This window comes from Agreia sp. Leaf283 (assembly GCF_001422485.1).
In the GTDB taxonomy this organism is placed as follows: Bacteria; Actinomycetota; Actinomycetes; order Actinomycetales; family Microbacteriaceae; genus Agreia.
Map to the genome: position 1 here is coordinate 502,795 of NZ_LMNF01000002.1, position 13,021 is coordinate 515,815.

Annotated in this window: 15 protein-coding genes; all 15 read right to left on the reverse strand. The window is 65.2% G+C overall.

What is annotated here, in order from left to right:
* Nucleotides 1-15: 15 nt before the first annotated feature.
* On the reverse strand, nucleotides 16-279 hold the full coding sequence (locus ASF51_RS11265; protein WP_055929398.1) for a F0F1 ATP synthase subunit epsilon: 264 nt from the start codon (nucleotides 277-279) through the stop codon (nucleotides 16-18).
* Between the two features lie 2 nt (nucleotides 280-281).
* Nucleotides 282-1,745: a F0F1 ATP synthase subunit beta gene (gene atpD, locus ASF51_RS11270; protein ID WP_044438700.1), complete on the reverse strand. Its 1,464-nt coding sequence runs from the start codon at nucleotides 1,743-1,745 to the stop codon at nucleotides 282-284.
* Nucleotides 1,746-1,765: 20 nt separating this feature from the next.
* Nucleotides 1,766-2,665 (reverse strand): F0F1 ATP synthase subunit gamma, encoded by a 900-nt coding sequence (locus tag ASF51_RS11275; RefSeq protein ID WP_055929400.1) that lies wholly within the window; start codon nucleotides 2,663-2,665, stop codon nucleotides 1,766-1,768.
* Nucleotides 2,666-2,668: 3 nt separating this feature from the next.
* A complete protein-coding gene (gene atpA / locus ASF51_RS11280) occupies nucleotides 2,669-4,306 on the reverse strand; it encodes a F0F1 ATP synthase subunit alpha (protein WP_055929403.1) in 1,638 nt (545 codons plus the stop codon).
* Nucleotides 4,307-4,366: 60 nt separating this feature from the next.
* Entirely contained in the window at nucleotides 4,367-5,164 is a 798-nt protein-coding gene (locus tag ASF51_RS11285) for a F0F1 ATP synthase subunit delta (protein ID WP_055929406.1), read from the reverse strand.
* Nucleotides 5,165-5,168: 4 nt separating this feature from the next.
* Complete coding sequence (locus ASF51_RS11290; RefSeq protein ID WP_055929409.1) at nucleotides 5,169-5,738, reverse strand: F0F1 ATP synthase subunit B; 570 nt, start codon at nucleotides 5,736-5,738, stop codon at nucleotides 5,169-5,171.
* A 31-nt stretch (nucleotides 5,739-5,769) separates the two neighbouring features.
* A complete protein-coding gene (gene atpE / locus ASF51_RS11295) occupies nucleotides 5,770-6,003 on the reverse strand; it encodes an ATP synthase F0 subunit C (RefSeq protein WP_035837596.1) in 234 nt (77 codons plus the stop codon).
* 46 nt (nucleotides 6,004-6,049) lie between these two features.
* The gene (atpB, locus tag ASF51_RS11300) at nucleotides 6,050-6,847 is read right to left on the reverse strand and encodes a F0F1 ATP synthase subunit A (protein WP_055929412.1); all 798 of its coding nucleotides are present in this window, start codon (nucleotides 6,845-6,847) and stop codon (nucleotides 6,050-6,052) included.
* Between the two features lie 199 nt (nucleotides 6,848-7,046).
* Entirely contained in the window at nucleotides 7,047-7,520 is a 474-nt protein-coding gene (locus ASF51_RS11305) for a hypothetical protein (RefSeq protein ID WP_055929415.1), read from the reverse strand.
* Between the two features lies 1 nt (nucleotide 7,521).
* Entirely contained in the window at nucleotides 7,522-8,736 is a 1,215-nt protein-coding gene (locus ASF51_RS11310) for an MraY family glycosyltransferase (protein WP_055929418.1), read from the reverse strand.
* A gap of 3 nt (nucleotides 8,737-8,739) precedes the next feature.
* Nucleotides 8,740-9,423 (reverse strand): L-threonylcarbamoyladenylate synthase, encoded by a 684-nt coding sequence (locus ASF51_RS11315; protein WP_055929421.1) that lies wholly within the window; start codon nucleotides 9,421-9,423, stop codon nucleotides 8,740-8,742.
* A 57-nt stretch (nucleotides 9,424-9,480) separates the two neighbouring features.
* Nucleotides 9,481-10,743, reverse strand: a complete 1,263-nt coding sequence (locus ASF51_RS11320) for an acyltransferase (protein ID WP_055929424.1) — start codon at nucleotides 10,741-10,743, stop codon at nucleotides 9,481-9,483.
* A gap of 22 nt (nucleotides 10,744-10,765) precedes the next feature.
* A complete protein-coding gene (locus ASF51_RS11325; RefSeq protein ID WP_055930771.1) occupies nucleotides 10,766-10,957 on the reverse strand; it encodes a PLDc N-terminal domain-containing protein in 192 nt (63 codons plus the stop codon).
* 69 nt (nucleotides 10,958-11,026) lie between these two features.
* Nucleotides 11,027-11,938: a peptide chain release factor N(5)-glutamine methyltransferase gene (gene prmC / locus ASF51_RS11330; RefSeq protein WP_055929427.1), complete on the reverse strand. Its 912-nt coding sequence runs from the start codon at nucleotides 11,936-11,938 to the stop codon at nucleotides 11,027-11,029.
* Entirely contained in the window at nucleotides 11,938-13,020 is a 1,083-nt protein-coding gene (prfA, locus tag ASF51_RS11335; protein WP_055929431.1) for a peptide chain release factor 1, read from the reverse strand. Before prfA ends, prmC begins: the two co-directional genes overlap by 1 nt.
* Nucleotide 13,021: the final 1 nt, after the last annotated feature.

Here is a 13,021-nt window from a genome sequence, read left to right on the forward strand (position 1 = left end):
GACTGCCTGCTTAGGTTAAACGAGTGCCGCGTTGCGCGCGACGATGGTGATGGTGTTGTTCTCGACCGACAGGAATCCGTCGTCGGCCTGGGCCGTGATGCGAGCTCCCGACGCCTGGGTCACGCGGACCTCGCCCTCGGCCAGGATGGCCAGGAGAGGTTCGTGCCCGGCCAGGATGCCGATCTCGCCTTCGACGGTCTTGGCGATGACCATGGTCGCCTCGCCCGACCAGACTTCCTGGTCGGCCGATACGACACTCACGCTGAGCGGCGAAGCCATGACTAGCCGTTCTCTTTCTGGATCTGAGCCCACTTCTCTTCGACGTCGTTGATGCCACCGACGTTGAAGAAGGCCTGCTCGGCCACGTGGTCGAAGTCACCGTTGGCGATCGCGGAGAACGACTCGATCGTGTCTTTCAGCGGAACCGTCGAACCCTCCACGCCCGTGAACTTCTTGGCCATGTAGGTGTTCTGCGACAGGAACTGCTGGATGCGACGGGCGCGCGACACGGTGATCTTGTCTTCTTCGGACAGCTCGTCGACACCGAGGATCGCGATGATCTCCTGGAGTTCCTTGTTCTTCTGGAGGATCGCCTTGATACGCACCGCGGTGTTGTAGTGATCCTCGCCCAAGTAACGGGGGTCGAGGATGCGGCTCGTGGAGGTCAGCGGGTCGACGGCCGGGTACAGACCCTTCGACGCGATCTCACGCGACAACTCGGTCGTCGCGTCGAGGTGCGCGAACGTCGTGGCCGGGGCCGGGTCGGTGTAGTCGTCGGCGGGAACGTAGATCGCCTGCAGCGAGGTGATCGAGTGACCGCGGGTCGACGTGATGCGCTCCTGGAGGATACCCATCTCGTCTGCCAGGTTCGGCTGGTAGCCCACGGCCGAAGGCATACGGCCGAGCAGCGTGGAGACCTCTGAGCCGGCCTGCGTGAAGCGGAAGATGTTGTCGATGAAGAGCAGCACGTCCTGCTTCTGAACATCGCGGAAGTACTCCGCCATGGTCAGCGCCGACAGGGCGACGCGCAGACGCGTTCCCGGCGGCTCGTCCATCTGGCCGAACACGAGGGCCGTCTTGTCGAAGACACCCGCCTCCTCCATCTCGGCGATGAGGTCGTTGCCCTCACGGGTGCGCTCGCCGACACCGGCGAACACGGACACTCCACCGTGGTCCTGCGCAACGCGCTGGATCATCTCCTGGATAAGAACGGTCTTGCCGACGCCGGCGCCTCCGAACAGACCGATCTTTCCACCCTGCACGTAGGGCGTGAGGAGGTCGATGACCTTGATGCCGGTCTCGAAGAGCTCCGTCTTCGACTCCAGCTGGTCGAACGCCGGGGGCTTGCGGTGGATGGGCCAGCGCTCCGTGATCTCGATCTTCTCGCCCGGCTCAGCGTTGAGCACCTCGCCGATGACGTTGAAGACCTTGCCCTTGGTGACGTCGCCGACGGGAACCGTGATCGGCTCTCCGGTGTCGGTGACCTCCTGGCCGCGGACGAGGCCGTCGGTCGGCTTCAGGGCGATGGCGCGAACCAGGTCGTCGCCGAGGTGCTGTGCGACCTCGAGGGTCAGCACGGTCTCGGGAGCGCCCGGGATGGCGATCGTGGTCTTGAGGGCGTTGTAGATGCCCGGGATCGAGTCGTGGGGGAACTCGATGTCCACGACAGGGCCGGTGACGCGGGCGATGCGGCCGACAGCGCCGGGCGCAGTCGTCGTCGCAGCTTCAGGTGCGGTCAGTGTCATTGCTTCTCTCTTCTTTCGCGCTACTTTGCCGAGCTCAGCGCGTCGGCGCCGCCGACGATCTCGGAAATCTGTTGGGTGATCTCGGACTGGCGAGCATTGTTCGCCAACCGTGTGTAGTCGCGGATGAGTCCATCCGCGTTGTCGCTCGCAGCCTTCATGGCCTTCTGCGTCGCAGCGTGCTTGGCGGCAGCCGACTGGAGCATGGCGTTGAACAGACGCGACTCGATGTAGACGGGAAGCAGTGAGTCGAGAACGAAGCCGGCGTCGGGCTCGAATTCGTAGAGGGGCAGAACCGCCTTGGAATCGGGCTCCTCGACACCTTCGACCACTTCGAGCGGAAGAAGTCGAACGACCTCGGGCACCTGCACCAGCATCGAGACGAAACGGTTGTAGACGATGTGAATCTCGTCGACGCCGCCCTCGGAGGCCGGCTTCAGGAAGGACTCGAGGATCGCATCCCCGATCTCCTTCGCCGTCTCGAACTCGGGGTTGTCGGTGCCGCCCTGCCACGTCTTCTCGGACGCCCGGCGACGGAACGCGAAGTACGCGTTCGCCTTGCGGCCGACCAAGAAGTACACGACATCCTTGCCCTGGCTGCGGAGCAGCTCCGCAAGCTGCTCCGATTCTTTCAAGACGTTGCTGTTGAAGGCACCGGCCAGGCCTCGGTCACTCGAGAAGATGACGATCGCCGCGCGCTCGACCTTCTCGGGTTCGGTCGTGAGGATGTGCTCGACATTCGAGTACGACGCCACGGCCGACACCGCACGGGTGATCGCTCGCGAATACGGGGTGGATGCAGCAACCCGGGCCTGCGCTTTTTGAATGCGCGACGCGGAGATGAGCTCCATGGCCCTGGTGATCTTCTTGGTCGTCTGGGCAGACTTGATCTTCTGCCGGTAGACGCGGAGTTGCGCTCCCATAAGTTAGCGGCGACCCTTCACGATCTTTTCCTGGTTGACGTCTTCAACCTTGGTCGCCGTGAACTCCTCGCGTCCCACGGATGCGAGGGGCTTGCCCTCACCAGTCTGGAACTCGAGCTTGAACTTGTCGACCTCGGAATCGAGCAGCGACGCCGTCTCGTCGGACAGAACGTTCGACTCGCGCAGCGTGGTGAGCACCTCGGTGTTGCGGGCGAGGTAGTCGAGAAGCTCGCGCTCGAAGCGCAGGATGTCTTCGACCGGGACCTCGTCGAGCTTGCCGTTGGTGCCGGCCCAGATCGCGACGACCTGGTCCTCGACCGGGTACGGGGAGTACTGGGGCTGCTTGAGCAGCTCCGTGAGGCGGGCACCACGAGCGAGCTGGCGACGCGACGCGGGGTCGAGGTCGGATGCGAACATCGCGAAGGCCTCGAGCGAGCGATACTGGGCCAGCTCGAGCTTGAGTGTTCCCGAGACCTTCTTGATCGACTTCACCTGAGCATCGCCACCGACACGCGACACGGAGATTCCGACGTCGACTGCGGGTCGCTGGTTGGCGTTGAAGAGGTCGGACTGAAGGAAGATCTGTCCGTCGGTGATCGAGATCACGTTCGTGGGAATGTAGGCCGAGACGTCGTTCGCCTTGGTCTCGATGATCGGCAGACCCGTCATCGATCCCGCACCCAGCTCGTCGGAGAGCTTGGCGCAACGCTCGAGCAGACGGGAGTGCAGGTAGAACACGTCACCGGGGTATGCCTCACGTCCCGGCGGACGGCGGAGAAGCAGCGACACGGCGCGGTACGCCTCGGCCTGCTTCGACAGGTCGTCGAAGATGATGAGCACGTGCTTGCCGCCGTACATCCAGTGCTGGCCGATGGCCGAGCCCGTGTAGGGGGCGAGGTACTTGAAGCCGGCGGGGTCGGATGCGGGAGACGCGACGATCGTCGTGTACTCGAGCGCTCCGGCGTCTTCGAGGGCGCCCTTCACCGAAGCGATGGTCGAGCCCTTCTGGCCGATGGCGACGTAGATGCAGCGGACCTGCTTGTTGACGTCGCCAGACTCCCAGTTGGCCTTCTGGTTGATGATCGTGTCGATCGCGATGGCCGTCTTGCCCGTCTGGCGGTCGCCGATGATGAGCTGTCGCTGGCCACGGCCGACGGGAATCATGGCGTCGATCGCCTTGATGCCTGTCTGCATGGGCTCGTGCACGCTCTTGCGCTGCATGACGCCGGGCGCCTGCAGCTCGAGTGCACGGCGACCCTCCGACGCGATCTCGCCGAGACCGTCGATCGGGTTGCCGAGGGGGTCGACCACGCGGCCGAGGTAGGCGTCGCCGACGGGTACCGAGAGGACCTCGCCCGTGCGCTGCACCTCCATGCCCTCGACGATGCCCGAGAACTCGCCCAGGATGATGACACCGACCTCGTCTTCGTCGAGGTTCTGGGCGAGGCCCAGCGTTCCATCGGCGAAGCGGATCAGTTCGTTGGCCATTACGCCCGGGAGACCCTCGACGTGGGCGATGCCGTCGCCGGCATCGGTGACGTATCCGACCTCGGTCTTGGTCGCCTTGCCGGGCTCGTAGGACTTCACGAAGTCCTGAAGAGCACCACGGATCTCGTCGGGGCTGATCGATAGTTCTGCCATCGTTTTTCCTTTTTCTGCCGAAGGATTCGCTCCGGCGTGTAGCAAGCCAGCCACAAGGGGCTAGCCAGCGAGCTGAAGTCTCAAATCGTTGATGCGGGCGGAGACGCTGCCGTCGATGACATCATCTCCCACCTGGATGCGAAGACCGCCGATGAGGGCGGGATCGATCTGCTGGTTCACGGACAGCGGACGTCCGTACAGCGTCGACAGACCCTTCTCGAGTCGCGCCAGCTGTGCGGGAGCGATAGGAGCGGCACTGGTGACTGTGGCGATCGACTTGCCGGCCTGGTCGGCCACGATGCCGGCCGCCACCCGGAGCAGCTCGCCGATGCGACGACCTCGAGGCTGGGCGACGAGCTGGCGAACGATCGCGACCGTCTGGGGCGATGCTTTGCCCTGGAGCAGAGCGTCGACCAGCGAGAGCTTCGCATCGACGGCGCCGAGCTTCGACCCGAGCGCGAGCTCGAGTTCGTCGCTGGTGGAGACCGCCTCGCCGAAACGGGCGAGCTCCGCCTCGATCGATTCGGCACTCGTGGCCGAGTCGGCGAGCACACGGAAACCGAGCTCCTCGATGGCCTCGAGCAGATCGTCGTGGGTGGACCAGCGGCTTGCCGCGACGTCGCTGAGGATGCGAACAGCCTCGGCGTCGAGCTTGGAGCCGAAGAGTTCGGCCACGACGCCGGCCTTCGATGCCTGGTCGGCCGACGGATCTGCCAGAAGCGACAGCAGCGCCGACGAACCTCCGATGGCACGACCCGCGGAAAGCAGCTGCTCGCCCGTGGCGAGGGTGGCGGAACCGCCCTGCCCGGCCAGTCTGGCCCGGACTCCGGCGATCGCTTCTCTGGTCGCTGATCCCATGTGCTTACTTGTTTCCGGCGCTCGGGGCAGATGCCTCGGACGCCTCGAGGTCTGCGAGGAAACGATCGACGATGCCTGCCGCCTTCGCGTCGTCCTTCACGGACTCCCCGATGACTCCCGACGCGAGGTCGAGTGCAAGACTGCCGACCTCTGCACGCAGCGACACGACTGCCGCCTGGCGCTCGGCCTCGATCTGGCTGGTGGCCTGCGCCTGGATGCGACCAGCGTCGACCTGGGCCTGCTCCTTGATCTCTGCAGCGATCTTCAGGGCGTCGGCACGCGCCTGCTCGCGGATCTTGCCGGCTTCGGCACGACCCTCGGCAAGCTGCGCCGTGTACTCCTCGAGTGCTGCCTCAGCCTGCGCCTGCGCGGCGTCGGCCTTGGCGATGTTGCCCTCGATCGCGGCGGACCGCTCGTCGAGCATCGTCTTGACCCTCGGAAGCACCATGCGCCAGAAGAAGAACAGGATGATGATGAAGCAGAGCAACGACCAGACGATGTCGTAGATCTCCGGGATGAGCGGGTTCGTCGACTCGGCCGTTTCCTCTGCGGCAGCTAGAACTGCGTGAAGCATTCCAGCCTCCTATCTCTTGAGCGAAGCGCGATTAGACGAAGATGAAGTAGGTCGCGATGCCGATGAAGGCCAGGGCCTCGGTGAAGGCGATACCGATGTACATCAGAACCTGCAGGCGGCCTGCAAGCTCGGGCTGGCGGGCGACACCCTCGATGGTCTTTCCAACGACGATACCGACGCCGATGGCCGGGCCGATGGCTGCGAGACCATAACCGACCGTCGCGATGTTTCCGTTGATCTCGGCGAGAACGGTTGTTGCGTCCACGTGTGTTTCCTTCCGTGATGGCGAATGAGGCGGGCGCCTAATTCGTTTAGTGTTCCTCAGCCAGCGCGAGCTGGGTGTAGACAGCGGTGAGCAGGGTGAAGACGTAGGCCTGGAGTACGGCGACGAGGATCTCGAAGAGAGTGAAGACGAAGCCGAAGGCGAGCGTTCCGACGCCGAACAGTGTGAACCATCCGCTCGCCGTGAAGAAGAAGAACCAGGTGGCGCCGAAGAACAGCACCAGCAGCAGGTGGCCGACGACCATGTTCATGAGGAGTCGGAGGGTCAGCGTGACCGGACGCAGGATGAAGGTCGAGAGGAACTCGATCGGCGTCACGATGATGTAGAGGCCCTTGGGCACTCCGGGCGGGAAGAGCGCGTTCTTGAAGAACGCCCCGGGGTGCTTCTTGATACCGGCGTAGATGAACGTCACGTAGGCGACGACCGCCAACACGAGCGGCACACCGATGACCGATGTTCCTGCCAGGTTGAGGAACGGCACGATGCCGGTGAGGTTCATGGCCAGCACCATGAAGAAGATCGTGGTCAGGATCGGCAGGAAGCGCTTGCCGTCTTTCTTACCCAGCAGGTCTTCGGCGATGTTGACCCGCACGAAGTCGAGGGCCATCTCCGCGATGCTCTGGCCCCGGGTGGGAACCAGCTTCATCTTTCGCGTACCGAGCCAGAAGAGGATCAGGATGGCCGCGACAGCGATGAAGCGGATCAGGATGACCCTGTTGATCTCGAAGGGGGTACCGGGGAAGAAGATGACTTCGGGGAAGAATTCCTCGATGGACGGACCGTGGAATTCACCATCATCGGCAGCCAACGGCACAAGCAAGTTCAGAGCGTTAGCTAACAGCGCTATCTCCTGGTTCGGGGCGTGGAGCGAAGCTCTCGCGACGACGAATGATGGGGGGTGCTGCCAGCGGGTGAGAACCCGAAGGAGGCAGCGGAACGATCGTCATAACCCTATCAAGAGTTAGGGGTGCCTGACCAATCGAGGGCCGGATTCACGCCGCAGAGGGGCTCTCGGCGGCCGATTGTCACTCTCCGGGCAGAGTCACGTCGCTCACATAGCCCATTCGGGATGTAGCGACGACCACGACGTCGACGACGAGTGAGCCGAGCACGCCGGCGATGATGCAGATGAACATCACCGTCGGGTTGATCCATTCGGCATCACGCAGGAGGAATACGAGCACCAGGAAGATCGCGAATTTGACGATCCACGCCCCCATCACGACGGCGAAGAAGATGGCGGTGAAGAATTCCGTACCGGAGAAGCGGTTGGCCACGAGGATCGAAGCGGCCGTCAGTCCCGTGAACAGGATCGCCATTGCCGTACCGACCAGGGCGCTCAGCAGGCCGCGTTCGCCGTCGACGAGCAAACCGACGACTCCCCCGATGACGGCGATGGCGATGGCGATGATCGCCCCCAGCTTGAGAATGCGCACGAACACGGGGCGCGCCGACGAGCCTGTGACGGCGGGCGTGGAACGGGAGGAGGAAGTCGACACGCTAGGCGCCTTTCGTTTCGGCCGGGGGTGAGAGTGTCTCCGACGCGGCGTCGAGGGGGTCGAGGGATGCCGCCAGTGGCGCCCCTGGACTCTCGGCCTCGGTCGACTGGGCGGTCGCCTCGACGACCTTCCTGCGACTGAGCGGAGCCAGGGTCAGAACCGTGCACACGATCAGGCCGACGAGGAGGAACACGACCGCGTAGCCCGTGGGCACGAGGAAGAAGAGCAGGCATCCGACCGACACGACCGCGGTCCAGGCGTAGAAGATCAATACCGCGTGGAAGTGCGAGTGTCCCATGTCGAGCAGGCGGTGGTGCAGATGCTTGCGATCGGCGCTGAAGGGGCTCTTGCCCGCGCGGAGGCGCCGGAACACCGCGAGGCCGAAGTCGAGCAGCGGCAGCACGAGAATGGCGAACGGCAGAAGGATGGGGATGAACGCCGGGAGCAGCTCACGGCGTCCCAGCGTGGCGGGGTCGATGACACCGGTCACCGCGATCGCGCTCGTCGCCATGAGCAGCCCGACCAGCATCGCTCCCGCGTCGCCCATGAAGAGCTTCGCCGGGTGCCAGTTGAGGGGCAGGAATCCCGCGCAGGCTCCGATCAGGATGGCGGAGATCAGGGCGGCGAGGTTGAAGTAGTCGGTAGCCGACCCCTCCTGGATCAACAGGAAGGTGTAGAGGAAGAACACGCCGTTGGCGATGAGGCAGACGCCGGCCACCAGGCCGTCGAGACCGTCGATGAAGTTGATGGCGTTCATCACGAGCACCACGGCGAAGAGGCTGATGACGAGCGACATGACACCGGAACCCACGGCGAGGGTTCCCGCGATCGGCAGGGACACGATCGCGACGCCCTGCCAGACCAGCAGCCACGACGCGATGATCTGGGCGGCCAGCTTGATCGTCCAGTCGAGGTCGATGAGGTCGTCGATCACACCGATGACCACGATGATCAGCGCTGCACCGAGGATGGCGAAGACGGGCCCGGGATTGACGAAGACCAGCCGGAATCCGTCGACCTGCGAGGCGACGGCGAACGCGACGACCATGCCGATGAACATGGCGATGCCGCCGAGTCGCGGAGTGGGACGCGTGTGCACATCGCGTTCGCGGATCTTCGGATAGAGCCTGAAGCGGTGGCTCAGCTTGTACACGACGAGGGCGAGGCCGAAGGTGACCACGGCCGAGATGGCGGCGACGAGCAGGTAGATCCGCACGGATCAGCCGTCCAGTCGATCCGCGGGCCGATCGGAGCCGAGCAGCACATCGCCCAGAACGGCGCGCAGCTCGGCCTCGGACACGGCACCGTGGCGCACGATGCGCACCGAACCGTCGGCGGCGAACGAGCTGGCATCGACGATGGTGGAGGTCACCGTCTCGGTCTCTCCCCCGTCGAGGTAGACGTCGATACTGTCGCCGAGGCTCTCGAGGGCGAGGGATGCCGTGGTCGCCGCAGGCTGCCCGGTGAGATTCGCAGACGACACGGCGAGCGGGCCGACCTCGGTCAGCAGCTCGAGGGCGATCGGGTCGGAGGGCTGTCGCAGTGCGACCGTGCCCCGTGTGTCGCCGAGGTCCCACGCGAGGGAGGACCGGGCGGGGACGATGATGGTGAGCCCGCCGGGCCAGAATGCGTCGACGAGGTCGCGCACGGGCTGGCTCACCGTCTCGGCAAGAGCGTCGAGGGTGGCGACGCCGGGCACCAGAACAGGTGGAGGCGAACTGCGGGTGCGGCCCTTGGCGTCGAGAAGGGCCTGGATGGCGACAGGGTTGAATGCGTCGGCGGCGATGCCGTACACGGTGTCGGTCGGAATGACGACGAGGGCACCACGGCCGATAGCAGAGCGGGCGAGTCGCATTCCCGTCAGGAGCTCGGACGGAACCGAGCAGTCATAGAGGGCAGCCATATCGACCCCAATGATAGCCGCAGAGTCTGCTCGGGCCCGACAGGCGTCTCTGGCGGGTCAGATGCGGATGTGGGCGGGCAGCATTCGACGCAGCAGCTTTCTGGCCGGCTCTTCGATGAATCGCCAGAGAATCCAGGCGCTGAACCACGCCGCGGCGGCCGTTCCGATTCCGACGATCAACAGTGGCGGGCCCGACTCGGCATGGAGAACGGACGCGGCGAGAAGACCGGCGCCGATCACGAGCGGGTGCACGAGGTAGAACGCGAACGATGCGCGACCCGCGAGGAGGAATGGTCGCGTGCTCAGAAGTCGGGACAGCGGGTCTCGGGGACAGACCGCCAGCGTCGCGATGAGAAGCACGAACAGCGGCAGCACGACGATCGATTCCGCCGGAGCGATCATGTCGACGCCGTCGTGGAACTCCTGCTGGCCGGCGCGCATGAAGTGCAGCGGATCGTTGTAGGCCACGACGAGCAGCACCACGATCGCCGCGGCAGCGGAGAGGCTGGCCAAGGGCAGCCGTCGCCATCGCCCGGCAACGCCGGACTCTGCCGCCGCACCGAGATGGCGATGCAGCAGAAGCGACAGCACGGCGCCGATCCAGAACTCCCCCAGCACCCGGATCGGCAGCACGCCCGCCGCCGTCACGTAGCTGTCGTTCGCGAACAGGAAGATCGTGTCGTCCTGCATGCTGGCTCCGACGATGAGGACGGGCAGCATCAGCAGCACGATCACCGTGATCATCACGCGCCGGGATGCGACGGCCGCGAATCGGGACAGGCCGACGACGCCCACGGCGAACGTCAGATACGCCATCCATTCGGCGCTGACTGACCAGTCCACGCCGTTCCAGTCGAGCGTCGACGGGAACCATCCGTTCAGGAGCGTCAGGTGCATGACCAGACGACCCGGATCGGCCTGGGCGAGGTACGACGGATCGCCGGACGATAGGGCCTGCACGATGAAATATGCCCCGAACAGCATGAGCACGAATGCCGTGAGCGGCCAGACCCGGGCGAGGCGCAGCCAGAGGAAGCCGACGGCCTTGCGCCAGCCGTATCCCGTCGTCATCGTCGTGAGGTGGGTGTACGTCAGGATGAAGCCGCTGAGGATGAAGAAGAGGTCGACGCCCAGGTAGCCGGCCGACGAGATGTGGATCACGAGCTGCGTCACGGGGCCGGGGCCCAGCGCGTCGACGATCTCGGTTCTGAAGTGGCGCAGGAACACCCAGAAGGCGGCCAACGCGCGGATTCCGGTCAACGCGCCGATCAGCGGCGCCCGACGAGAGGTCGATTCGCTCTCGGCCTCGAGCCTCGACATCGCTTCGGGGAAGGGCGGAGCCCTACCGCGTGACCTTGCCGCGACCGAAGAGCAGCCAGAGGATCGAGCCGACGAGATTCAACAGAAGCACGACGATGAACCAGACGAGCTTGCCGACGAAACCGTGATTCGGGTTGCGCACGATCGAGATCACCGTCACCACGAAGATGACGAACAGCACGATGCCACCGATGGTTGCACTGATCGGTTCCATGATCACTCCAGATTCTCGAGGTGGTGCAGAGCCGGTTCGGTTCTCCGCCGCCTCAGCTTAGCGGCGGCGTCAGCGCAGCGCCGTCGTAGCGCGATCGCGACCCGTGAGGTCGCGGTGCGTCGCGGTGGCGTGCCAGCCGTCGGCATCCAGCAGTCGTCTGATCTCGTCGCCCTGCAGCTCGCCGTGCTCGATCACGAGCACGCCCCCTTGATGCAGCAGGCGAAGGCCGGTGCGGGACACGTTCCTGACGACGTCGAGACCGTCTTCCCCGCCGTAGAGCGCGTGCTCCGGGTCGAAGAGTCGCACCTCGGGGTCGCGCGGGATCGCCCGCGCGGGAATGTACGGAGGGTTCGAGACGACAACCGAGACGGTGCCGTCGAGCTCCGGGACAGCATCGAGCAGGTCGATGAACACGAGACGCGCGTTGTCTGCGCCGATGCGGCGGAAGTTCTGCTTCGTCCAGACGAATGCCGCCGAGCTGTTCTCGACGGCGACCACCTGGGCGTGCGGCACCTCCGTCGCCAGCGAGAGCGCGATGGCGCCGCTGCCCGTTCCGAGGTCGACCGCGATGGGGCCGTCTTCACGACGCGGGTCGATGACGATGGAGCGCAGCGAATCGATGGCGAGGCCGGCCACGAACTCGGTCTCCGGCCTCGGCACGAACACGCCGGGCCCGACCTCGAGCTCGAGGTTGCGGAACCAGGCGACGCCGGTGATGTGCTGAAGGGGCTCCCTCGCGGCGCGGCGTTCGATCGCTTCGCTGATCGCCACCGCGTCTTCTACGCCGAGCGCCTTGTCGGTGACCGTCATGGCCTGCACCTGGCCGCGGCTCGCTCCGAGAACGAAGCCCACGAGCAGCTCGGCGTCGACCTGCGGGTCGGCGATGCCGCTGCGCGCGAGCACGGAGACGCCGTGCTCGAGGAGACTCCTGACCGTGGGAGGCCTCAGAGTTCCGGTGGGTTCGAGGAGCGTGGTGCTCATTACTCCGCCGCTCCCCCGAGCTCCAAGAGTCGAGCCTCCTCGTCGGCGGCGATGCACGACTCGATCACGGGCTCGAGGGCGCCGTTCATGACGCCGTCGAGGTTGTACGCCTTGTAGCCCGTGCGGTGATCCGCGATGCGGTTCTCCGGGAAGTTGTAGGTGCGGATGCGTTCGGAGCGGTCCATCGTGCGGATCTGGCTCTTGCGCACGACGGATGCCGCCGCGTCGATCTCCTCCTGCTGGCGCGCGAGCACGCGGGCGCGCAGAACGCGCATGCCGGCCTCGCGGTTCTGCAGCTGGCTCTTCTCGTTCTGCATCGCCACGACGATGCCGGTGGGAAGGTGGGTGATGCGCACGGCCGAGTCGGTCGTGTTGACCGACTGACCACCCGGTCCGGAGGAACGGTAGACGTCGATCTTGAGATCGTTGGGGCTGATCTCGACCTCTTCGGGCTCGTCGACCTCGGGAAAGACGAGCACGCCGGCGGCCGACGTGTGGATGCGCCCCTGCGACTCCGTCGCGGGAACCCGCTGCACGCGGTGGACTCCACCCTCGTACTTCAGGTGGGCCCAGACACCCTGCGCGGGGTCGGACGAGGATCCCTTGATGGCGAGCTGAACGTCTTTGATTCCGCCGAGGTCGCTCGAGGTCTGCTCGATGATCTCGGTCTTCCACTTCTTGCTCTCGGCGTAGTGCAGGTACATGCGCAGGAGGTCGGCCGCGAACAGCGCCGACTCGGCGCCGCCCTCGCCCATCTTGATCTCCATGATCACGTCGCGTCCGTCGTTCGGGTCGCGAGGAATCAGGAGACGGCGGAGCCGCTCCTCGGCGACCGCGAGGTCGTCGGTGATTCCCGGTACCTCTTCGGCGAACGACGCGTCCTCGGCGGCCATCTCCTGGGCGGCCGCGAGGTCGCTCTCGAGCTGCTGCCACTGCCGATAGGCCGCGATGATGCGACTCAGCTCCGCGTAGCGACGATTGACCTTCTTCGACCGGGCGGGATCCGAGTGCAACGCCGGATCGGCGAGCTGCTCCTGCAACTCGTCATGCTCGGTCAGCAGTGTTTCAACTGACTCGAACATG